The organism is Blautia sp. 2227st1_G12_2227SCRN_220401 (assembly GCF_039062885.1).
Taxonomy (GTDB): domain Bacteria; phylum Bacillota; class Clostridia; order Lachnospirales; family Lachnospiraceae; genus Blautia_A; species Blautia_A fusiformis.
Genome location: NZ_JBCLNI010000005.1, coordinates 43670 through 65894, shown reverse-complemented (window position 1 = coordinate 65894; position 22225 = coordinate 43670). Strand labels below are relative to the sequence as shown.

Sequence of the window (22225 nt, the reverse complement as noted above, 5' to 3'; positions counted from 1 at the left end):
CGAAAAATGACAGAGCGTCAGGCTCTGACCTGAAAAAAGGAGGATACAAAATGTCTGTAACAATAGCTCTTGCCGGAAACCCGAACTGTGGTAAGACTACAATGTTCAATGCTCTTACAGGCGCAAACCAGTACGTTGGTAACTGGCCAGGTGTTACTGTAGAGAAAAAAGAGGGTAAGCTGAAAAACCAGAAGGATGTAACGGTAACAGACCTTCCGGGTATCTATTCACTTTCCCCGTATACACTTGAGGAGGTTGTCAGCCGTGATTACCTTCTGAAAGAGAAACCGGATGTGATCATCGATCTTGTGGATGCAACAAACATCGAGAGAAACCTGTATCTTGCAACCCAGCTTCTTGAAATCGGTATCCCGGTTGTTATCGCTCTTAATATGGTGGATCTTCTGAAAAAGAACAACATCCATATCAATGTAAAAGGCTTAAGCTCCGCGCTTGGATGCCCGATCGTTGAGACCTCTGCTCTTAAAGGAACAGGCCTTAAAGAGGTTGTTGATGAGGCAATCAAATGTGCGAACCAGCACAGAGTACCATCGAAGCAGATGGAATTTCCGAAAGCAGTAGAAAAAGCTGTAAATGAGATCGAGGGATTTGTTCCTGCAAACATCGCTGAGGAGAACAAGAGATGGTATGCAGTAAAGCTTCTTGAGAGAGACAGCAAGGTAAAAGAAGGTCTGAACCTTCCGGCTTCTGCACAGTCTAGGATCGAGGAGATTGCTTCTGGCCTTGAGAAGGCAGAGGATGATGATACAGAGAGTATCGTAACGGATGGAAGATATCAGTACATCCAGAAGGTTGTTTCTGCAAACGTTAAGAGAAGCGGAAATAAGATGACAGTTTCCGATAAGATCGACCGTATCGTAACAAACCGTGTTCTCGGTCTTCCGATCTTTATCCTTACCATGTTCATCGTTTATTATGTATCGGTAACAACAGTTGGTACCATGGTAACAGACTGGACAAACGACAGCTTTGTGGGAACCATCCAGAGTGTTGTGTCGGATGGACTCGGCAATGCCGGTGTTGCTGACTGGCTGGTGAGCCTTGTATCAGATGGTATCATCGGTGGTCTTGGTGCAGTGCTTGGATTCGTTCCGCAGATGGCGATCCTGTTCCTGTTCCTTTCCATCCTTGAGGATTGCGGTTACATGGTTCGTATCGCGTTCGTCATGGACCGTGTATTCCGTCATTTCGGACTTTCCGGAAAGAGCTTTATCCCGCTTCTTATCTCCTCCGGCTGTGGAATCCCTGGAATCATGGCTTCCAAAACGATCGAGGCAGATAATGACCGTCGTCTGACGATCATGACAGCAACATTTATCCCATGTGGTGCCAAGCTTCCGGTTATCGCTCTTATGGGCGGTATCATGACTGCTTATGCAACCGGTGACTATGTAGCTGCTGGTTTCATCACACCACTGATGTACTTCATCGGTGTTGTAGCAGTTCTTGTATCTGCGATCATCCTGAAGAAAACAAAACCGTTCTCCGGTAAACCTGCTCCGTTCGTAATGGAGCTTCCGCAGTACCATATTCCGTCTGCAAAGACAGTTCTGCTTCACGTTTGGGAGAGACTGAAAGGCTTCATCATCAAAGCCGGTACCATTCTTTTCCTTGCAACTGTTATCATGTGGATCCTTTCCAGCATCGGAAATACAGGAAGCGGAATCGGATTTGTTGAGGACAGCAACGACAGTATCATGGCTATCCTTGGTGGTATCCTTGCTCCGATCTTTGCTCCTCTTGGATTTGGCAAATGGCAGCCGGTTGCAGCCTCCATCTCCGGATTCTCCGCAAAAGAGTCCATCGTAAGTACAATGGGTGTTCTTGCAAACGTAGCTGGTGATGATGCAGAGGATACCATGATCGTTGGTGCAGCGATCAAAGCATGGTTCCCGACAGCAGTAGCAGCATTTTCTTTCCTGCTGTTCAACCTGCTTGACTCTCCGTGCCTTGCAGCTATTTCTACAATGGCACATGAGATGCAGTCCAGAAAATGGTTCTGGTTTGCAATTCTCTTCCAGAACATTTTTGCTTATGTTGTAACACTTTGTGTATACCAGATCGGTCTTGTTGTCACAGGTGCCGGTTCCTTCGGAATTGGAACGATCGTAGCGCTGATCCTTGCAGCGATCCTGCTCTTCCTTCTGTTCAGACCAGATCCGTACAAGAACCAGAACGATGTTACAAAGAGATCTGTACAGGCAGCAGAGTAATTGAAAACCGGTCATACAGTAACGATCCGGTACATATGATAGCTTTGAAATGATGCTGTAAGAACAGTTGAAATGATAAGAAATGCAGGAGACCGGGGATGTAAATACCTGGTCTTCTGTGCTATAATAAGCCTGAAGAAATATGGAAGTTTTTTTACAAAAGTATTCATCAGAGGCTGGCAGCAGTTCACAGGCTGTACAGCGAAAGAAAGGGTGACAGATATGAGTATGATAGCGGATATTATTGTACTGGCACTGGTGATCGCATATGGCGTATTTGTGATCAGTTATCTCTATTCAAGAAAGAAACAGGGGCTCAGCTGTGTCGGCTGTGCCGGTAACACACATACAGGTGGCTGTGGCGGCAGCTGCTCCGGTCATTGTTCCGGCTGCTCCGGCTGTAGTGGAATGCATAAGTAACCAGGAGGGAAAGAAATCATGGCAAATGCAATTGTTGTCATCGTTGTTATCATCATTATGCTGTTTGCCGGAAAAGGCGCATATAAACATCTGAAGGGCGAAGGCGCCTGCTGCGGAGGCGGCAGCAAGCCGGAGATCCCGAAGAAGAAGCTGGATGGAACCAAGCTGGGTGAGAAAACCATGAAGATCACAGGCATGCACTGTGAGAACTGTGTGGCCAGCGTCACAAGAGCGATCAACCGCATTGACGGTGCGGCAGCAAAAGTAAGCCTGAAAAAAGGTGAGGCAGTGGTTTCCTACGACAGAGAGATCTCCAACGAAGAGCTTAAGAAAGTAGTGGAAGACAGAGGATATCACGTAGTTTCTATCCAGTAAAGCTTTATCATAAGAATAACTTTGCCGCGGCTTCTGAGCCGGCAGATCAGAGAAGAGACTTCTCGGCGAAATGCTTAAAAATATTTCGCCTTGGGGCCTTTTTTTGTATAAAAAGTCAGAGTTGCAATTGACTCACTAATGTACACCATTGTATAATAAAAATAGAAAAATTCAGACGGAACGAAATATTTTCTTTCTATCCGGATGAGGCATTAAAACAAAATACAGCAGGAAACAGACTTTGACGGCAAGGAATATCCGAGCAGGAATCGTTGTTCATCCGGCACAGCTTAACCGAATCAGCTGCGAAGCAGTTATTCGGTTATGAACAAGCAGCAAATGCGGATCGCGAATATCCGCTTGACTTTGTTTTGTGAGCGGAATACGGGACTCTTTCACCTTGTGCGTGAAAGAGCTTTTTTTATGAAAAATACCTGCGGGAGCGAACAGAATGAATTAGGGAGGATTTTATGCTGAAGGTAGCAGTATACGGAAAGGGCGGTATCGGAAAGTCTACAGTGACGTCCAACCTGGCGGCGGCTTTTGCAGCCATGGGGAAGAGAGTGATCCAGATCGGTTGTGATCCCAAGGCGGATTCCACCATCAATCTTCTTGGGGGAGAACCTCTGCGGCCGGTAATGAATTATATGCGGGAAGAGGATGAGGAGCCGGAAAAGCTGGAGGATATTTCAAAGGAGGGCTTTGGTGGAGTCCTTTGCATTGAGACCGGCGGCCCCACGCCGGGACTTGGCTGTGCAGGCAGAGGTATCATCGCAACCTTTCAGCTTCTGGAGGATCTGAAGCTTTTTGAGACCTGGAAGCCGGATGTAGTGCTTTACGATGTTCTTGGAGATGTAGTATGCGGCGGTTTTGCGGCACCGATCCGGGAGGGCTATGCGGAAAAAGTACTCATTGTCACATCCGGAGAGAAAATGGCACTCTATGCAGCCAATAATATTTCCAGTGCTGTGCGGAATTTTGAGGATCGAAGCTATGCGAGAATCTTCGGGATCGTGCTGAATCACAGGAATGTGGAGAATGAAACGGAAAAAGTAAATGCTTTTGCAGAAAAAAATAATATCCCGATCGTGGGTGAGATCCCGAGAAGTGACGAGATCATCCGATGGGAGGATCAGGGCAAAACGGTAATCGAGGGAGACGAGAATTCTGAGATCAGTGAGAAATTTTTTGCACTGGCGAGGAAGCTATTGGAAAGTGAAGAAGCGGAGAAGGAGGATATATGAAAAAGGAAGCATATTTTGCAACTGCAGAAGAACTGGCCCGGGGCGGGCTGGAAGCGATCCCTCCGCAGATGATCTCCGGGAAGCATCTGATCTATAGCTCTCCGGCAACTCTGGCATTTAACTCTCCGGGAGCGGAGGGCTTTGGCGTAAAGCGGGCCGGGCTTGCAGTGCCGGATTCCATTATGCTGATCGTGGCACCGGGATGTTGCGGAAGAAATACTTCTCTTATCAGCTCCATGCCGGAGTACAATGATCGATTTTTTTATCTGATGATGGACGAGACGGATATTGTTACAGGCCGTCACCTGAAAAAGATCCCGAAAGCGGTAAAAGAGATCTGCGACTGCTGTGAGAAGAAGCCGTCTGTGGTGATGATCTGTATCACCTGTGTGGATGCACTTCTGGGAACGGATATGGAACGTGTCTGCCGGAAGGCAGAGGAAAAGGTGGATATTCCGGTGCGTCCCTGTTACATGTACGCACTGACACGTGAGGGCAGAAAGCCGCCTATGGTCCATGTACGCCAGTCCTTATACTCCCTCCTTGAGCCACAGAAGAAAAAGGGAAATGTGGTCAATCTTCTGGGATTTTTTTCGCCGCTGGTTGATGACTGCGAGATGTATGAGCTGCTGCAGCAGGCAGGCGTAAAGACCATCCATGAGATCTCAAGATGTAAGGATTATGAAGAATATCAGACCATGTCACAGGCCAATTTTAATCTGGTGCTTCATCCGGAAGCAAGGTTTGCAGCGGAGGATTTTCATGACCGGCTGAAGATTCCTTTTATTGAGCTTCGGAGGCTCTACCAGACAGATAAGATCGAAAATCAGTATCGTGCCTTGGGACAGGTTCTTGGAGTCTCTTTTGACCAGGAAGTGTATAAAAAAGCAGCAGAAGAGGCAGTGGAGAGATTCCGGGAGGTCTGTCCGGATGCGTCCTTTGCAGTAGGGGAGTGCATGAACGGAGATCCCTTTGAGCTGGCCCTGGCCCTGGTGCGGTATGGTTTCCAGGTGCCGGAGATCTACGGAACTATCACAGCCGAGAATTTTGTATACATACGGCATCTTGCGGAATTGAGTCCGGATACAAAGGTTTTTTCCAATATGGAACCCACCATGCTGTATTACGATCCGTCCGGGAGTGGAGTGAACCTTACTATAGGAAAGGATGCAGGATATTATCACCGGGATCAGCCAAATGCCGTGTGGAATCAGGACCGGCAGCCCTATGGCTATGCGGGGGTACGCAGGCTGTTTGAAACACTGACAGAGAAAGTTTTGCAGAAGGGAGAAAAGGTATGAGAGGACTTCGGAAATATCTGACACCCTTTGCGCCGGATCAGTCTGGAGCCGTGTCAGTGCTGTATGAGCTTGGCGGGATCATCGTGATCTGTGATGCAGGAGGATGTGCGGGAAATGTCTGCGGCTTTGATGAACCGAGATGGTTTGAACAGAAAAGTGCGGTATTCAGCGCAGGACTTCGGGATATGGATGCCATCCTGGGACGGGATGACCGCCTGGTTGCCAAGCTTGTGGATGCAGCAGAAAAGGTGGAGGCAGGCTTTGCAGCCATTATCGGAACACCGGTACCTGCTGTGATCGGAACGGATCATCAGGCACTGCGGCGGATGTGCGAGAAGAAAACAGATCTTCCGGTGCTTGCAGTAAATACCAACGGAATGGAGCTTTATGATGCGGGAGAGCGGAAGGCTTATCTGGAGCTTTTTAAAGCCTTTGCCCGGGAAAAGCTGCCTGTGGAGGCTGGTAAGACAGGAATTCTCGGAATGACACCTCAGGATGTCAGTGACCTGAAAGCAGCAGACAAGATCCGTGAAAAATTCCGTGCCAGAGGACAGAGAGCAGTCTGCTACGGAATGGGAGACGGGCTTGATGAGGTAAAAAAAGCCTCCTCTGCGGAAAAAAATATCGTGGTTTCTCCTGCGGCACTGGAATGTGCCAGATATCTGGAGAAAACCTTCGGAACACCTTATGAGGTGGGATATCCTCTGGCGGAAGAGCTGGTTCCTGATATGGATTATACAGGAAAAAAGATTCTCATCGTGCAGCAGCAGGTGATGGCCGGTTCCATAAGAGAGGAGCTACGGAAACGTGGTGCGGACGGAGAGCTCACCGTGGCAAGCTGGTTTTCCATGGAAAAAAATCTCCTGGAGGAGGGCGATGTGTCATTAAGGGATGAGGAAGATTACATGGAACTGGCAGAGAAGGGCGGATATGACGTGATCTTTGCAGATCCATGTATGAAGCGGATGACAAAGGCTTTTTCAGGAGTGTTTGTGGATACAGTGCATTTTGCGGTATCCGGAAAATGCAGGTAGTCCATAAGGGCAGGATATAAAGTTACATGCATGCTGCAGCCGGATCAGTGGAAACAGCTGCAGGGAATGGAGAAACATATGGAGCGGGAAATTACGAAAATGATCCGTGTTTACGGGATCGTACAGGGAGTGGGATTTCGCCCTACGGTGAGTCGTCATGCTATGGCAAGAGGAATCCGTGGCAGTGTATCCAATAAAGGACCCTATGTGGAGATTTTTGCTCAGGGTAAGCAGCAGGATGTGGATGCCTTTATCGCAGATATCGGGAATAAGCCACCGAAGCGTGCAGCTATCCTGAAGCTTCTTGAAGAACCGGTGGAGGAGCCGGAGAAATTTACACAGTTTGATATCATCGAAAGTGAGAAGACAAAGGGGGAAATCTTTGTCTCCCCGGATATCGCGATCTGCGATGAATGTAAGGCGGAGATGTTTGATCCGGAAAACAGGCGGTATCTGCATCCCTTTATCAACTGTACCTGCTGCGGTCCCAGACTGACGATCCTGGATTCACTTCCTTATGACCGTGAACGGACCAGTATGAAGGAATTTCCTATGTGTCCCTCCTGTGCGGATGAGTACCATAACCCGGATACCAGACGCTATGATGCCCAGCCGGTGTGCTGTAATGACTGCGGCCCTGAGGTATACCTGGCGGGAAGAGAGGAACGGGGACGGGAGGCTATCACTTATACAAGGAAGATCATTGCTTCCGGTGGGATCGTGGCCATCAAAGGGATCGGTGGTTTTCACCTTTGCTGTGATGCTACCAGTGAGGAGGCTGTACAGCGGCTGCGGCAGCGGAAACGGCGTCCGGTGAAGCCTTTTGCAGTGATGGCACAGGATATGGAAGCTGTGAAGAAGATCTGTAAGGTCAGCGAGGAACAGGAGAAGATCCTTACCGGTCATCTAAAGCCGATCCTGCTGTTGGATAAGCTGCCGGGAGAAACGGGGCTTTGTGAGAGCATTGCACCCGGGAATCCCAAGGTGGGTGTCATGCTTCCCTATGCACCGGTTCAGCTGCTTCTTTTTCATTACGATGATGGGATCCGGATGCCCGGGCTTCTGGTAATGACCAGCGGAAATACTTCCGGGGCGCCGATCTGCAGAGATGATGAGGAGGCGGCAGAGGAGCTTTCCCATCTCTGTGACTGCATTCTTTCCCACAACAGGAAGATACGTATCCGGGCCGACGATTCGGTGATGGATTTCTATAAGGGTGAACCCTATATGATCCGCCGTTCCCGCGGGTATGCGCCTCTTCCGTTTATGGTCTCCACACCCTGGAAGGGCCAGGTGATCGCAGCAGGTGGAGAACTTAAGAACACCTTCTGCATTGGTGTGGATAACCGTTTTTATCCTTCCCCTTATGTGGGAGATCTTGAGGATCTTCGAACGGTAAAAGCCCTGAAGGAAACGATCGGGCGGCTGGAAACACTTCTGGAGGTGCAGCCGGAGGTAGTGGTCTGTGATCTTCACCCTAAATATAATTCCACAGTGGTGGCAGAGGAGTTAGGGCTTCCGGTTCTGAGGGTGCAGCATCATTATGCACACATTTTATCCTGCATGGCAGAAAATGACTGCGAAGAAAAGGTGATAGGGGTTTCCTTTGACGGAACAGGCTATGGAACCGATGGAACCATCTGGGGCGGAGAGCTCCTGGTTGCAGACTGTCAAGGATTTACAAGGCTTGGAAGTATAGAACCCTTTGTCCAGGTTGGCGGAGATATTTCCGCAAAAGAAGGCTGGCGGATCGCCGTTTCCCTGATCTGGCAGAATACGGGAAATCTGGAAAAAACCCTGGACACTGTCCGTAAACTGGGACTTTGCACAGGTCAGGAAGCAAAGGTACTGGTGACTATGGCACAGCGGAAGATCAATGCCGTGACTTCCACCAGTGCAGGAAGACTTTTTGACGGAGTCAGTGCGATCCTGGGGATCCGGAGAGCGTCCACCTTTGAGGGAGAAGCGTCCACAGCACTGGAATTTGCGGCGGAGGCCTGGAGAAAGCAGCGGGAGATGCAGAAGAAAAATCCGGAAGAAAATCTGAAGATACGGATGTCAGAAAAGGAAGACATTCCGGAAGGCACAGGCATCTCAGAAGCGTCTGAAGATGAACGAAAATTTATTTTAAATACAGGTGAGATCGTTGCATATCTGGTCCGGGCAAGGCTTGCAGGAGAGGATCCCGGGAAGCTGGCTTATGGATTTCACCGGGCACTGGCAGATAAGATCCTTGCAGCTTGTGAGGAAGCAGAGAGGCAGACCGGAATCCGGAAAGTGGCATTAAGTGGCGGTGTCTTTCAGAACCGGCTGCTTCTGGAGCTGGTAGATGACGGCCTTACGGAAATGGGGTTTAAAGTTCTGAAGCACAGCCTGATCCCGCCGAATGACGGAGGGATCGCACTGGGACAGGCGGTGTATGGGATGGCTTATGTGCAGCGGCACAGATAAATATAGACGAGATCATGCAGATACGGATCAAAAATGTTTTATGATAACGCATGGAGCATACAGCAGAAATGCAGGATGGGAGGCACAGATATGTGTGTAGGATTATCAGCAAAAGTAGTAAAGATCAGTGACGGAACAGCAGTGGTGGATGCAGGCGGCGCAAAGAGAGAGGTTTCCGCCCAGCTCCTGGGAGACCTGGAGCCGGGGGATTATGTGATGGTGCATGCAGGTGTTGCCATTGCAAAGATCACCGATGATGACGAGGAAGAGACAGACCAGCTGATGGAGGAACTGCTGTGATGGAAGAGAGGAAAAAAACAGCAAGAGAGATCATAGAAGGATATCAGGGGCCGCCGGTGCGGATCATGGAGGTCTGCGGAACACATACCCACGAGATCTTCCGTCTGGGGATCCGCAAGCTTCTGCCGCCGCAGGTGGAGCTGATCTCAGGACCGGGATGTCCGGTCTGTGTAACACCGGTAGGGTTTATTGACGAGGCCGTTTATCTTGCTCTGGAAAAACAGGTGACGATCTGCACATTCGGTGATCTTGTCCGCGTACCGGGAACAAAGAAAAGCCTTGCAGATGCCAGGGCAGAAGGCGCCAGGATACGGATCGTCTATTCACCGGCAGATGCAGAAAAATATGCGAAAGAGCATCCAAAAGAGCAGGTGGTATTTCTTTCCGTTGGCTTTGAGACCACCACGCCTGCTGGCTGTCTTTCCGTGAAAAAGGCCGGAGAGGACGGACTTTCCAATTATTCGCTCCTTGTGGCAAACAAGACCATGCCCCAGGCTTATCAGGCATTAAAGAGCAGTGCGGATGTGTTCCTTTATCCCGGACATGTCAATGCGATCACAGGAACTGCGCTCTGCGAGCATCTGGCAGAGGAAGGCATCAGTGGTGTGGTGGCAGGCTTTACAGCGAAGGAGCTGCTTACGGCACTGGCTGTTGCACTGGTACGTTTTCAGGAAGGAAAACCGTTCTTTGTGAATTGCTATCCCCGTGTGGTAAAAAGTGAGGGAAGCCCGGAGGCACAGAAGCTGATCGATGAACTGATGGAGCCCTGCGATTCTGAATGGCGCGGTCTGGGTGTGATCCCGGGGTCCGGGCTGGTGCTCCGGAAGGAGTGGGAAGCCTTTGATGCCAGAAAAAAATATGCAGTGCCGTCGATCCAGGGCAGGCCAAATCCGGCCTGTCGCTGTGGGGATGTGCTTCAGGGAAAATGCAGGCCATCAGATTGTAAGGTATTCGGAAAGGTCTGTACCCCGCAGCATCCGGTAGGTGCCTGTATGGTATCCAATGAAGGAGCATGTTCCGCATATTTTATGTACGGAAACTGATGTCCGCTTTAATGGACTGCGAAACATGATACATTACATATAGTACAAACGAAGGATCGTATCCGGAAAATCTGACAGGATGAAACCGATATGAAATTCCTTTGACCCAGCATAGAAAGAAGATAATATTATGGAAAATAAAACAGTGACCATGGCACACGGTGCCGGAGGCCGTCAGACCTCAGAACTGATCGATGAAGTATTCAAAGCGCATTTTGCAAACCCGGATCTCACAGCCGATGATGCGGCCGTGCTGGTTCCGCCTGCAGGAAAAATGGCAGTATCCACCGATGGATTTATTGTTTCTCCGGCATTTTTTTCGGGGGGAAATATCGGCAAGCTTTCCATCTGCGGAACCGTTAATGACCTTGCCTGTATGGGAGCAAAACCGATGTATCTTACCTGCGCTTTTGTCATTGAGGAGGGTTTTCCCATGGAGAAGCTGGAGGAGATCGCCGCAGCCATGGAAAAAACAGCAAAAGAAGCCGGAGTGCGTATTGTTTCCGGAGATACTAAGGTGGCAGGAAAAGGTCAGGTTGACGGTGTGTTTATCACAACAACCGGAATGGGTGAGATCCAGGAGGGCGTTCAGGTAGGCGGTGAGCTGGCAAAACCGGGAGATGCCATTATTGTAACCGGTGATGTGGGAAGACATGGATGCACCATTCTTCTGGCAAGAGAGGATTTCGGCATTGACGCAGATGTGACAAGTGACTGCGCACCGCTGTGGGGAGCTGTAAAAGATGTACTGGATGCCACCCATAACATTCATGTGATCCGTGATGCCACAAGAGGTGGTGTCGGAACGGTTCTTTACGAGATCGCAGGACAGAGTAACGTAGGGATCCGCCTGGATGCAGCAGCTGTTCCGGTAGCTCCGGAGGTAAAGGGTGTTTGCGGCATGCTTGGCCTGGAGCCGCTTTATCTGGCATGTGAGGGACGAATGGTGATCATGGCACCAAAGGAAGAGGCAGGAAGGATCGTGGAAGCACTGCGTAAATGTCCTTATTCCAGGGACGCAGCCATTATCGGTGAAGTTACGGAAGACCAGCCGGGAAAGGTTGTCATGACTACGGAGATCGGAACGCAGGCACTTCTTCCGCAGCCGGGAGGAGAGCTTCTGCCGAGGATCTGCTGATAATATCGGAAAGGAGAGTCAGATCTTATGGAGACAAGAGTGGCATTGATCTCGATCATTGTGGAAAACAATGACGTGATCGATGATATCAACCGTTTTCTTCATGAAGCGGGAAAATATATTATCGGGAGAATGGGGATCCCTTACCGGGAAAAAGGCATCAATATCATCAGTATTGCCATTGACGCACCACAGGATGTGATCAGCTCCTTATCCGGAAAGATCGGCCACCTCAGTGGAGTTTCCGCCAAAACGGCATATTCCAATGTGATCACAAAAGCGGAGGACAGAAAATGATAAAAGTTGCGGTATACGGAAAGGGCGGCATCGGAAAATCTACTACGGTTTCCAATGTGGCAGTAGCCCTTGCGGAAAAAGGAATGAAAGTGATGCAGATTGGCTGTGATCCCAAGGCAGATTCCACGATCCTTCTCAGGCATGGAAAAAAGGTTCCCACAGTGCTGGAGCTGTATAACGAAAAACGCCAGGAGCTGAAGCTTACGGATATGGTGCAGATCGGATATGGGGGTGTAGTCTGTGTGGAAGCCGGCGGTCCTGCACCGGGGCTTGGATGTGCGGGAAGAGGTATCATTACTGCTCTCGAGAAGCTTAAGGAAAACGGAGCCTATGAGACCTATAAACCGGACATTGTTTTTTATGACGTACTGGGAGATGTTGTCTGCGGTGGATTTTCCATGCCCATGCGAAAGGGGTATGCAGATAAGGTATTTATCATCACCTCCGGAGAAAACATGGCCATCCATGCAGGGGCAAATATTGCCATGGCAGTGGATAATTTCAGAAACAGAGGATATGCATCTCTTGGCGGCGTGATCCTGAACCGGCGGAACGTGCCGGGAGAGGAAGAAAAAGTCCGGGAGCTGGCAGAGGATTTTCATACGCGGGTAGTGGGAACGCTTTCCAGAAGTGAACTGGTCCTGGAAGCAGAGAATCGAGGAAAAACTCTTTTGGAAGCTTATCCGGATTGTGAGATGGCAGAGGAGTACCGGACACTGGCCGAGCAGATCCTGAATGCATGCAGGGAGGAAGACTCATGTTAAAAAGAGTTGGTAACAGAGAGCTTTCGGGAAAAACAGAAATATTTATAAAGGAAGCCTCTTTTCCGGTTCCCTTTCAGCCGGGGCTGGAATTTAATTCACCAGTCCATGGAAACTGGAATATCGTACATACGGGAATGCTGGTTCCGGAAGCAAGGCAGATCTACGTCTGTGCGGATAACTGCATGCGTGGCGTTGTGCTGACTGCCGCAGAGATGAATGCGGCAGACCGTTTTTCCTTTGTGATCGTGGAGGAAAAGGATCTTCTGGGCGGAAATCTGGAGGATGTGACCATTGAAGGAGTGACGGATATTCTGAACCGGCTGGATGAGAAGCCAAAGGCAGTCCTGCTTTTTACCGTGTGTCTTCATCATTTTCTGGGAAGTGATCTGGACCGCATCTACGGAGAACTGGAAGAAAGATTTCCGGAGATCTTTTTTATGCGATGCTTTATGGATCCTGTCATGCAGAAAACAGGTCCGACTCCGGATCAGAAGCTGCGCCGTGCCATGTATGATGCAGTACCGGAGAGGAAAGCTGATCCGGAATGTGTCACAGTCCTGGGCAGTGATTTTGTGTTGGATGAGAGTGCAGATATCTGCCGGATCCTGAAAAAGAACGGAATCCGTCTCCGTGAAGCACCGGCCTGTAAGACCTGGGAGGATTATCAGAGCCTGGGAGAGGGAAGCCTGATCCTTAACTGTTATCCGGCAGGAAAATTCGGAGTACAGCAGCAGGCGGAGAGACTTGGAAGGCCGTTTTTATACCTGCCCGGAAGCTTTGACTATGAGGAGATAGAGACACAGGAAAAGCATTTGCTGGAGCTGCTGGATCAGCACAGCTGCGGTAAAAATGGCCTGGATATCAAAACGGAGATCCGAAAATGCGAGGAGGCTCTTTCCCATGCACACCAGATCATCGGTGACACTCCCATAGCTGTGGATTATCTTTTTCATCCAAGACCTCTGGGACTTGCAAAGCTTCTCCTTACCCATGGATTTCAGGTACAGTCCGTTTTTATGGACAGTATCAGCCCGGAAGAAAAAGAAGTATTTTTCTGGCTTCAGGAGAATTACCCGGAACTCATGTTGATTTCGACTGTCCGTCCGGAGATGAGAGTGCGGCCACGGCAGCATTCCGGAAAAATCCTTGCCGTCGGACAAAAAGCAGCCTGGTTTACCGGAAGCCGGAATTTTGTCAATATGGTACAGGGTGGCGGGCTTTGGGGCTTTGACGGGATCAGACGTACTGCACAGCTGATGCTGGAGGCATTTAATGAGGAAAAAGCTCCGGAGGATCTGATCGTTCGAAAGGGATGGGGGTGCGAAAGCTGCATATGAGACAGGCATATCGGATCATACCAATCTACACGGCAGACGTGTCTGGTGTCTGCTCCGCGTTGTATGAGCTTGGAGGAATGACAGTGATGCATGATCCCTCCGGCTGTAATTCTACCTATAATACCCATGATGAGATCCGGTGGTACGACCAGGACAGTCTGATCTTTATCTCAGGTCTTACGGATATCGATGCCATTATGGGAAATGATGAGAAATTTCTTCAAGATATCGAAGAGGCGGCAAAGGAGCTGAAACCGAAATTTATTGCACTTGCAAGTTCACCGATCCCCTTTATGAACGGAACAGATTTTCAGGGACTGGCCCGTGCACTTACAGCAAGGACCGAAATTCCGGTATTTTCGGTTCCGACCAGCGGCATGCATGACTATGTATACGGAGCAGGGCTGGCGCTGGCAGAGATCGCCGGACATTTCACAGGAGCTGCAGAGAAAACCGGAAGGTGTTCAGAAGCACCCACAGGATCTGCGGAAAGATCTACAGAGAAGAGAAGCAGGAAATTAAATCTTCTTGGAGCAACACCCCTTGATTTTGGCCCGCAGTCTGCAGTAGATGCCATGAAAAAACGTCTGAAAAACTATGGCTGGGAGATACTTTCCACCTGGGCTATGGGGGATACGCTGGAAGCTTTGTCCTGTGCCGGTGAAGCAGCGGTAAACCTTGTGGTATCCTCTGTGGGAATCCCGGCGGCCAATGTGCTGAAAGAAAAATTCGGTACGCCATTTCTCGTGGGGACTCCTGTGGAAGGCTATGAGGGGCAGATTTCAGATGCACTTGAGCGGATCGCGGATAGCTCCTGTGGAGAGTGGGTAAATAAGAAGGATGACTCCGCAGAGGAAAGCGGAGGGCAGATCTTAGGGAAACAGGAGGAACTGTGGAAAGTAACTCCGGAGCAGGTAATCTATTTTCAGGGAAGGAACAGTCTGTCAGCAGTATCTGATCTTTCAGGAGAAAGCAGGAAAATGCCCGACAAAAATGAGGTGTTTTTTTCCGCACCGGACATTACCATCATCGGAGAACCGGTTACCATGGGCTCCCTGGCAGCAGTCATAGAGCAGAAATACGGAAAAAAGGTTCAGCTGCTCTGTCCGCTGGAGATCACAGAGGGACTTTTGCGCAAGGGAGATGAAGCCATCTGTGGCGAGGAAGCCATGGAAGAAAAGCTGAAAACAGCCAGGATCATTGTGGCAGACCCACTCTATCGTCCGATCTGTCCGAAAACAGCCATTTTTTATGAGATGCCGCATATTGCGTTTTCCGGAAGGATATATCTCAGAAAATATTTTCCGGAATAAAGAGCGTTTCGTGATCATGTATATAAATATTATGCGGATGAGAAAACAGGGCAGCAGTGTGTATAATTGCAGGAAAATCACATAAACTAAATTATAAGAAACCGTAAAGGCGTTGCAGAAATATGCAGCGCCTTTTTCCGGCAGTAATACCGGAAATGGAGTATATATGGAGGGATTTTTATGTGGGGATTTTTGTCAGCACTGATCTCAGGTGCACTGATGAGTATTCAAGGGGTATTTAACACAAATGTAACAAAACAGACCAGTCTGTGGGTTTCAACCGGCTGGGTACAGTTTTCTGCATTTTTGGTCTGTGTGGCAGCATGGTTTTTCACAGGCAGAGAAAGTATCGGCATGCTGTGGCAGGTAGAGGATAAATATAATTTACTCGGAGGAGTGATCGGTGCATTTATCACTATCACAGTGATCCGGAGTATGGGAAGTCTGGGGCCTGCGCGGGCGGTTATGCTTATTGTCATTTCTCAGCTTGCGGTGGCTTATCTTATAGAATTGCTGGGGATTTTCGGTGTGGAAAGAGCAGATTTTCAGTGGAGAAAGCTGTTGGGAATGCTGATCTGTATTGCAGGTGTGGTTATTTTCAAATGGAAATAGAAATAAAAGTATTGTAATATTTGTAATACTTCGTTAAAATAAGGTATGGTTTTGCATGAGTAACGGGGCACCTGCCGCCACATCGGCGGAAAGGAGTGAACCGCCTACCTATGAAAATAAGATCACATATCAGAAGTGTTCGGCTTGTTTTTTCCATATTTTTGTTACAGATCCTGGCAGGGCTGACAGGCTGTAAGGATGACGGAACAGAATTTCTGGAGAAAGAACTGGTGCAGGAAGAAAGTACGGAAGCATCCGGAATGGATGCAGAGCAGGAAGAACCGAAGGATACGGAAAGTGAAGTATCCGGGAAGGCATCCGCAGGGGCTGCGGCAGATATATCACAGAAGAAACAGAATGAGTCTGCGGAGGAACCGGCTCCGGAGGTTGAAAAACAGCTGCCGGAGATCTCAGACACCCCTCAGACCATTTATGTAGATATATGTGGAGCAGTGACCAGCCCGGGAGTCTATGAGCTTCCATATGGCAGCCGTGTTTTTCAGGCTATCGAGCAGGCCGGAGGATATCTTCCGGAAGCTGCGGCAAGCTATCTCAACCGTGCTAAGGGACTTTCCGATGGACAGCAGGTTTATGTGCCTACCCAGGCGGAAGTGGACAGCCAGCGGATCGCAGCTACCCAGGATGGATCGGAAGTCACAGCAGAAAACAGTACCGAAACGGCGAGCGGACAGAAATCCGCCGGAGAGGATTCCGGTGAAGCCGAGACTGCATCTTCCACAGAGCAGAAGATCGATCTGAACACCGCTGATGTATCCCAGCTTACTACTCTCACAGGTGTAGGGGAGTCCAAGGCCCTGGCGATCATCGCTTACAGGGAAGAGAACGGTCCCTTTACTTCAGCAGAGGATATCATGAATGTACCAGGCATCAAAGAAGGAACCTATGAGAAGATAAAGGATAAAATAGCAATAAAGTAAGGAGCGCTAAATGAGCAGGAAAGTATTGGTAGTAGATGATGAGAAACTGATTGTCAAGGGACTTCGCTTCAGTCTGGAGCAGGACGGAATGGAAGTGGACTGTGCCTATGACGGAGAGGAAGCACTGGAAAAAGCAAAAGCAGGAGAGTACGATATCATCCTTCTTGACCTGATGCTTCCAAAAATGGACGGTCTTGAGGTATGCCAGCAGATCCGTGAATTTTCCAATGTTCCGATCATCATGCTTACAGCAAAAGGAGAAGATATGGATAAGATCCTGGGTCTGGAATACGGAGCTGATGATTATGTCACCAAGCCTTTCAACATCCTAGAAGTCAAAGCCCGCATCAAGGCGATCATCCGCCGTGCAGGCAGCAAACAGGACAAGCAGGAGAAGGCCAAGACTGTGGAAGTCGGAGAACTGAAGCTGGACTGCGAAGGACGCCGCGTATTTATCTCCGGAAAAGAGATCAACCTCACAGCCAAGGAATTTGATGTGCTGGAACTGCTGGTATTCAATCCGAACAAGGTATACAGCAGAGAAAATCTTCTGAATATCGTATGGGGCTATGAATATCCGGGAGATGTCCGTACCGTAGATGTACATATCCGCCGCCTGAGAGAAAAGATCGAGGCCAATCCCAGTGAGCCGAAATATGTACACACCAAATGGGGTGTGGGCTACTATTTCCAGGCATAACCTGTGAAGTTCAAAAAGAACGGCAAATTTTTCAAAAGTCTCCGCTTTCGTATTCTGATCATCCTGATCATACTGGGAATCGTACCGAGTGTCATCGTAACGGAAATGGTCATTGCCAACTATGAAGATCGTGCCATTGCCAACCGTGTGCAGAGCATGGAGAACATCTGTGACATCATGTGCGACCTGCTGATCAAGGAGAATTATCTGAATGACACCAGCTCTCAGACGGTGAACAGCAAGCTGGAATTACTGTCCAACAGCTATGGTGGCAGGATTCTCATTGTAGACAGGGATTTCAGGATCATCAAGGATACCTATGGCGTGGATGAGGGCAGGACTCTGGTTTCCCAGAAAGTATTGAACTGTTTTAAAGGAGAAGATGCTTACCAATATGATTCTGACAGCCAGAAGCTGATCCTGGCAGTTCCGGTAAAAAGTCCGGATGTAAAACAGGTGCAGGGTGCCATGATGATCATGGCATCTTCCAGTGAGGTGACAGCAACTATCCATGAACTGGAGCAGAAAGGGATTCTGATCATCGGTATCATTGTAGTGCTGGCCATTTTTCTGGGGTATATTCTTTCCACGATCCTGGTGAAGCCATTTGCCAGGGTAACGAAAGCAATCGAGGACCTTACAGACGGATATCAGAATGAGGAGATCTCGGTACCGGATTATACAGAGACAGCTTTGATCACAGATGCATTTAACAAGATGCTTTCCAGAATGAAGACGTTGGATGAATCCAGACAGGAGTTTGTATCCAATGTGTCTCATGAGCTGAAGACACCTATGACTTCAATGAAGGTTCTGGCGGATTCGCTGGTAGGACAGCAGGGGGTTCCGGAGGAACTGTATCAGGAATTTCTTTCTGATATCACAGAAGAGATTGACAGAGAGAACAAGATCATCACCGATCTGCTCTCCCTGGTAAAAATGGACAAAAAAGCAGCAGATATGAATATCAGCAATATGAATATCAATGAGCTGCTGGAGAATATTCTGAAGCGTCTCCGTCCTATTGCAGATCAGAGAAGGATTGACCTGATCCTGGATTCGTTCCGACCGGTAACCGCAGATGTGGATGAGGTGAAATTTACCCTTGCCATCAGTAACCTGGTCGAAAATGGTATCAAATACAATGTAGATGAGGGATGGGTCCGCGTAACACTGGATGCGGATCATAAGGATTTCTATGTGACGGTTGCAGATTCCGGCCTGGGAATACCGGAAGATTCCATTGAACGGATCTTTGAGCGTTTTTATCGTGTGGATAAATCCCATTCCAGAGAAATCGGCGGAACCGGTCTTGGACTTGCTATTACAAGAAGTTCTATAGCCATGCATCATGGGATCATCAAGGTATCCAGCAAAGAGGGCGAGGGAACCACATTTACCGTGAAGATCCCGCTGTCCTATATCCCGTCCTAGGAGGTACAGCATGAAAAAAACGATTTTGATCATCTGTGTGGCCGCTGCCTGCATCCTTTTTGGTCTGGTTGCTTTCATAGGTTTGTCGGGAAGAAATAAAAACGAAGAACAGCAGTATAGATTTTATTATATCAACAGCGATGAAACGAGACTGAAAGAAGAAAAATATACTCCGGAGAAGGAAACAACAGAAGTGATGCTGCGCAATTTTTCCGAGAGTCTGAATAACCGTGAGACCCGGGAAGACGGAATCTCACTTTTTCCGGATGGGGTAAAGATTTCTTCTTATTCTATACAGGATGGAGTCCTGAACGTAGAATTCAATGAGGCCTATGATAAAATGTCACGTACCAGGGAACTTCTGGTGCGGGCAGGTATAGTGAAGATCTTTTTACAGGTTCCAGGAGTAGATTCTGTGGAAATCTATGTGGGTAAAAAGCCGCTGACAGATACCAGGGGTGAAGAAGTGGGAGCCATGAACAACGACACCTTTGTGGAGTTTTCCGGGTCCGATGGGGATGTGTACAGCTATGACACCTTTACTTTGTATTTCACAAATAAAAACGGAGATAAACTGGTAGCGGAACAGAGAAGTGTCCGCTACAGACGAAATCTTCCGAAGGCTACGGTGGTTTTGGAGCAGCTTGCAAGAGGTCCGCTGGAAAAAGGACATTATCCTACAATACCGGAGAATTCAGAGGTACTTTCCCTGACGAGAGCAAACGGAATCTGCTATGTGGATTATAATTCCGTATTTCAGGATTATGCGCTGGATGTTTCGGAACAGATTGCCGTGTATTCGGTGGTAAATACGCTGATCGCGGCAACGGATGTGGACAAAGTTGAGATTTCCATCGAAGGAAACAAGGAAGTGACCTTTGGCCAGAATATGCAGCTTTATAAGTTCTATGAATGGAACGACAGCTTGCTGGCACACACAAAGGCTAAAAAAGAATAGAAAAAATAAAACATTTCAAAATATCAGAAAACGGGAGAACATTTATGGCGAAAAGGCCGATGTGTCTTTTGTGTTTTCTTATGGTGCTGAGTCTTTGCGTACTGGAGCTTATGGGGATTCCTCTGATCAAGGGGAATCCCCTTCCGTTAAATGTGCAGGAGCAGATCGAAGCGCACCCTGGTTCCATGATCTGCGGGGAGGTGGAACAGTATGAAAACACAGAATTTTCCCAGTCTGTTTATCTGAAAAAAACATATCTTATCCATCAGTCAAAAAAATTTCCAATTGAAAATGTAAGAATATTTCTCAAAAAAGAAGAAGATCTGAAACCGGGAATGCGGATCCTGGTCAAGGGAACGCTGAAAAGAGTGGAAGGTCCTGCGAATCCGGGGGGCTTTGACAGCCAACACTTTTATGCCTGTCGTCATATTTATTATTTTATGAAGAACGCTGTGCTCCAAAAGAAAACAGCAGTGTATTCCGGCTACAGGCAGCTCCTTTTGGAGATAAAAGAAAGCTGCAGACAGATCCTGAAGGAAGCTGCAGGAAAAGATGCGCCTGTTTTTTGTGCCATAACGCTTGGAGACAAACAGGAACTGGATCCGGAAACACAGATGCGCTATCAGCTGGCCGGAATCATACATATCCTTGCCATCAGCGGACTTCATATCAGTATTCTTGGAATGGGGCTTTACAACCTTCTAAAGAAGATGGGACTGGGAATCTGGCCTGCCGGGATTTTTTCTCTGGGAGTGATGCTGCAGTATGGGATCATGACCGGAGGGAGTGTTTCCACCATGCGTGCAGTAACTATGTTTTTGATCGCCATGGGAGCCAGGATCACCGGACGGATCTATGATATGATGAGTGCTCTTTCCGTAACTGCCATGATGATCCTTGTGGAATCTCCGGCCTATCTCCTGGACAGTGGATTTCTTCTGTCCTTTGGCTGTGTTCTGGGAATGGGGCTCGCTGCGGAAAAGATCTGTGCCCTTGCAGGAGCGGAGAAAAAATGGACAAAGGCACTGGTAAGTCCTATAGCTCTTCAGCTTGTGACTCTGCCGGTGATGCTGAAGTTTTTCGGAGAAGTCTCTATTGCCGGATTTATCCTGAATCTGTTGGTGCTTCCAAGTGTGGGGGTAGTGCTGACTGGAGGAATGGCGGCGCTGCTGCTGGGAATTCTCAGTATTCCTGCGGCAAAACTGGTAATCCTGCCGGCAAGGGTACTGTTGCTTTTTTATGAATATCTCTGCAGTCTGGCAGGAAGATCAGGATGGAGTACCTGGATCGGAGGGGAGCCGGAAATATGGCAGATCCTGGTATATTATGGCTTTTTGATCACAGTTCTATTTATGGGACAGTATATAAAAGAACAGCTCCGGAAGAAAAAAGCAGTCTGTGAGGAAACGGAGCTAGCAGAGGAGCGGGCGGAAGCAGGTTGTTGGAAGCTATATGCTATCCGGATAACAGCCGGTATTTTTCTGGCAGTCGGAATCCTGATACTGGAATATCATCCAACAGGAAGTCTGAAGGTGATCTGCCTGGATGTAGGACAAGGTGACGGTATCCTTGTGGAGACCCCGGAAGATCACCATTTTCTGATCGACGGAGGAAGCAGCAGCCAGTCGGAGCTTGGAAGATACTGCCTTTTGCCGGCATTGAAAAGTCGGGGGATTTCCTGGCTGGATGGGATTTTTATTTCCCATACAGATCAGGATCACATCAACGGTGTGAAGGAGCTTCTGGAATATATGGGAAAAGGTCTTACAACCATCCGGGCCGGATATCTGATACTGCCTGCCTGGGCGGAAAGACCAGATGCGTGGAGGGAGCTTGCAGAGGCAGCAAAAACAGCCGGAGTTAAGGTCATGACAGCAGGAAAAGGGGATGAGCTGCCTTGCGGAAAAGTATCTTTTTCTGTTCTGTGGCCGGAGAAAAATGCCACAGGAAAAGATGTGAATGAGGAAGCTATGGTGATGGAGTTGTCTTTTGGAGATTTTCAGATGCTTTTTACCGGAGATATCGGTGCAGATACGGAGAAAAAGCTTCTGGCAGCCGGGGGACTTGAGGATGTTGACTGTCTGAAGGTGGGACATCACGGTTCCCGTTATTCTACCACAGAAGCATTTCTTGAGAAAATAAAGCCGGAAGTGGCGATCATTTCCTGTTCGCTCACTAATACCTACGGACATCCGTCACCGGAAACCGTAGAGCGGCTTAAAGCGGCCGGAAGTCAGGTGGAATACACCATGAAAAACGGTGCTATTACCGTGGAAACAGATGGAAAAAAGCTTAAGATCGGAAGGTTCCGAAAAAACAGGTGACTTTTGAA

General features: G+C 48.6%; 20 protein-coding genes. All 20 read left to right on the top strand.

The window, feature by feature from the left end; translation table 11 throughout:
* Positions 1-50 precede the first annotated feature (50 nt).
* The 20 genes from feoB (at position 51) to ABCM67_RS03680 (ending at position 22217) form a co-directional block, all read left to right on the top strand.
* Positions 51-2234: a ferrous iron transport protein B gene (gene feoB / locus ABCM67_RS03775; protein ID WP_021651585.1), complete on the top strand. Its 2184-nt coding sequence runs from the start codon at positions 51-53 to the stop codon at positions 2232-2234.
* Between the two features lie 72 nt (positions 2235-2306).
* Positions 2307-2654, top strand: a complete 348-nt coding sequence (locus tag ABCM67_RS03770) for a FeoB-associated Cys-rich membrane protein (protein ID WP_021651584.1) — start codon at positions 2307-2309, stop codon at positions 2652-2654.
* A gap of 18 nt (positions 2655-2672) precedes the next feature.
* Entirely contained in the window at positions 2673-3029 is a 357-nt protein-coding gene (locus tag ABCM67_RS03765) for a heavy metal-associated domain-containing protein (protein WP_021651583.1), read from the top strand.
* Positions 3030-3499: 470 nt separating this feature from the next.
* Positions 3500-4273 carry a nitrogenase iron protein NifH gene (locus ABCM67_RS03760; protein ID WP_114002191.1) on the top strand — a complete coding sequence of 258 codons (774 nt, stop codon included), beginning with the start codon at positions 3500-3502 and terminating at the stop codon, positions 4271-4273.
* Complete coding sequence (locus tag ABCM67_RS03755; RefSeq protein ID WP_059086796.1) at positions 4270-5574, top strand: nitrogenase component 1; 1305 nt, start codon at positions 4270-4272, stop codon at positions 5572-5574. Before ABCM67_RS03760 ends, ABCM67_RS03755 begins: the two co-directional genes overlap by 4 nt.
* Positions 5571-6608: a nitrogenase component 1 gene (locus ABCM67_RS03750; protein ID WP_147603260.1), complete on the top strand. Its 1038-nt coding sequence runs from the start codon at positions 5571-5573 to the stop codon at positions 6606-6608. Before ABCM67_RS03755 ends, ABCM67_RS03750 begins: the two co-directional genes overlap by 4 nt.
* Before the next feature lie 78 nt (positions 6609-6686).
* Positions 6687-9059 (top strand): carbamoyltransferase HypF, encoded by a 2373-nt coding sequence (hypF, locus tag ABCM67_RS03745; RefSeq protein ID WP_147603259.1) that lies wholly within the window; start codon positions 6687-6689, stop codon positions 9057-9059.
* Between the two features lie 90 nt (positions 9060-9149).
* Positions 9150-9359, top strand: coding sequence for a HypC/HybG/HupF family hydrogenase formation chaperone (locus ABCM67_RS03740; protein WP_022426401.1), 210 nt, complete (start codon positions 9150-9152; stop codon positions 9357-9359).
* Complete coding sequence (gene hypD, locus ABCM67_RS03735) at positions 9359-10402, top strand: hydrogenase formation protein HypD (RefSeq protein ID WP_147603258.1); 1044 nt, start codon at positions 9359-9361, stop codon at positions 10400-10402. Before ABCM67_RS03740 ends, hypD begins: the two co-directional genes overlap by 1 nt.
* A 130-nt stretch (positions 10403-10532) precedes the next feature.
* The gene (gene hypE / locus ABCM67_RS03730) at positions 10533-11540 is read left to right on the top strand and encodes a hydrogenase expression/formation protein HypE (RefSeq protein WP_147603257.1); all 1008 of its coding nucleotides are present in this window, start codon (positions 10533-10535) and stop codon (positions 11538-11540) included.
* 27 nt (positions 11541-11567) lie between these two features.
* Positions 11568-11837: a TM1266 family iron-only hydrogenase system putative regulator gene (locus ABCM67_RS03725; protein ID WP_021651574.1), complete on the top strand. Its 270-nt coding sequence runs from the start codon at positions 11568-11570 to the stop codon at positions 11835-11837.
* Positions 11834-12601, top strand: a complete 768-nt coding sequence (locus ABCM67_RS03720) for a nitrogenase iron protein NifH (protein ID WP_147603256.1) — start codon at positions 11834-11836, stop codon at positions 12599-12601. Before ABCM67_RS03725 ends, ABCM67_RS03720 begins: the two co-directional genes overlap by 4 nt.
* The gene (locus ABCM67_RS03715; protein WP_147603255.1) at positions 12595-13938 is read left to right on the top strand and encodes a nitrogenase component 1; all 1344 of its coding nucleotides are present in this window, start codon (positions 12595-12597) and stop codon (positions 13936-13938) included. Before ABCM67_RS03720 ends, ABCM67_RS03715 begins: the two co-directional genes overlap by 7 nt.
* Positions 13935-15251 carry a nitrogenase component 1 gene (locus tag ABCM67_RS03710; RefSeq protein ID WP_147603254.1) on the top strand — a complete coding sequence of 439 codons (1317 nt, stop codon included), beginning with the start codon at positions 13935-13937 and terminating at the stop codon, positions 15249-15251. The genes ABCM67_RS03715 and ABCM67_RS03710 overlap by 4 nt, the downstream gene beginning before the upstream one ends.
* Before the next feature lie 180 nt (positions 15252-15431).
* Positions 15432-15863, top strand: coding sequence for a DMT family transporter (locus ABCM67_RS03705; RefSeq protein WP_118513181.1), 432 nt, complete (start codon positions 15432-15434; stop codon positions 15861-15863).
* Positions 15864-15973: 110 nt separating this feature from the next.
* Positions 15974-16801, top strand: a complete 828-nt coding sequence (locus tag ABCM67_RS03700; RefSeq protein ID WP_059086802.1) for a ComEA family DNA-binding protein — start codon at positions 15974-15976, stop codon at positions 16799-16801.
* Between the two features lie 10 nt (positions 16802-16811).
* Entirely contained in the window at positions 16812-17501 is a 690-nt protein-coding gene (locus tag ABCM67_RS03695; RefSeq protein ID WP_015525979.1) for a response regulator transcription factor, read from the top strand.
* Between the two features lie 3 nt (positions 17502-17504).
* Positions 17505-18935: an ATP-binding protein gene (locus tag ABCM67_RS03690; protein WP_022426407.1), complete on the top strand. Its 1431-nt coding sequence runs from the start codon at positions 17505-17507 to the stop codon at positions 18933-18935.
* 10 nt (positions 18936-18945) lie between these two features.
* Positions 18946-19893 (top strand): GerMN domain-containing protein, encoded by a 948-nt coding sequence (locus tag ABCM67_RS03685; RefSeq protein WP_021651566.1) that lies wholly within the window; start codon positions 18946-18948, stop codon positions 19891-19893.
* A 44-nt stretch (positions 19894-19937) separates the two neighbouring features.
* A complete protein-coding gene (locus ABCM67_RS03680) occupies positions 19938-22217 on the top strand; it encodes a DNA internalization-related competence protein ComEC/Rec2 (RefSeq protein ID WP_342992508.1) in 2280 nt (759 codons plus the stop codon).
* The last annotated feature ends 8 nt before the right edge of the window (positions 22218-22225 follow it).

Excerpts from the sequence above, each read along its gene's own strand:
- ABCM67_RS03740 (WP_022426401.1), top strand. The coding sequence starts at position 9,150 with ATGTGTGTAGGATTATCAGCAAAAGTAGTAAAGATCAGTGACGGAACA.
- ABCM67_RS03685 (WP_021651566.1), top strand. The coding sequence starts at position 18,946 with ATGAAAAAAACGATTTTGATCATCTGTGTGGCCGCTGCCTGCATCCTT.
- hypE (WP_147603257.1), top strand. The coding sequence starts at position 10,533 with ATGGAAAATAAAACAGTGACCATGGCACACGGTGCCGGAGGCCGTCAG.
- ABCM67_RS03760 (WP_114002191.1), top strand. The coding sequence starts at position 3,500 with ATGCTGAAGGTAGCAGTATACGGAAAGGGCGGTATCGGAAAGTCTACA.
- ABCM67_RS03695 (WP_015525979.1), top strand. The coding sequence starts at position 16,812 with ATGAGCAGGAAAGTATTGGTAGTAGATGATGAGAAACTGATTGTCAAG.
- ABCM67_RS03715 (WP_147603255.1), top strand. The coding sequence starts at position 12,595 with ATGTTAAAAAGAGTTGGTAACAGAGAGCTTTCGGGAAAAACAGAAATA.
- ABCM67_RS03770 (WP_021651584.1), top strand. The coding sequence starts at position 2,307 with ATGATAAGAAATGCAGGAGACCGGGGATGTAAATACCTGGTCTTCTGT.
- ABCM67_RS03765 (WP_021651583.1), top strand. The coding sequence starts at position 2,673 with ATGGCAAATGCAATTGTTGTCATCGTTGTTATCATCATTATGCTGTTT.
- ABCM67_RS03750 (WP_147603260.1), top strand. The coding sequence starts at position 5,571 with ATGAGAGGACTTCGGAAATATCTGACACCCTTTGCGCCGGATCAGTCT.
- ABCM67_RS03755 (WP_059086796.1), top strand. The coding sequence starts at position 4,270 with ATGAAAAAGGAAGCATATTTTGCAACTGCAGAAGAACTGGCCCGGGGC.
- hypF (WP_147603259.1), top strand. The coding sequence starts at position 6,687 with ATGGAGCGGGAAATTACGAAAATGATCCGTGTTTACGGGATCGTACAG.
- hypD (WP_147603258.1), top strand. The coding sequence starts at position 9,359 with ATGGAAGAGAGGAAAAAAACAGCAAGAGAGATCATAGAAGGATATCAG.
- ABCM67_RS03720 (WP_147603256.1), top strand. The coding sequence starts at position 11,834 with ATGATAAAAGTTGCGGTATACGGAAAGGGCGGCATCGGAAAATCTACT.
- feoB (WP_021651585.1), top strand. The coding sequence starts at position 51 with ATGTCTGTAACAATAGCTCTTGCCGGAAACCCGAACTGTGGTAAGACT.
- ABCM67_RS03680 (WP_342992508.1), top strand. The coding sequence starts at position 19,938 with ATGGCGAAAAGGCCGATGTGTCTTTTGTGTTTTCTTATGGTGCTGAGT.
- ABCM67_RS03725 (WP_021651574.1), top strand. The coding sequence starts at position 11,568 with ATGGAGACAAGAGTGGCATTGATCTCGATCATTGTGGAAAACAATGAC.
- ABCM67_RS03710 (WP_147603254.1), top strand. The coding sequence starts at position 13,935 with ATGAGACAGGCATATCGGATCATACCAATCTACACGGCAGACGTGTCT.
- ABCM67_RS03700 (WP_059086802.1), top strand. The coding sequence starts at position 15,974 with ATGAAAATAAGATCACATATCAGAAGTGTTCGGCTTGTTTTTTCCATA.
- ABCM67_RS03705 (WP_118513181.1), top strand. The coding sequence starts at position 15,432 with ATGTGGGGATTTTTGTCAGCACTGATCTCAGGTGCACTGATGAGTATT.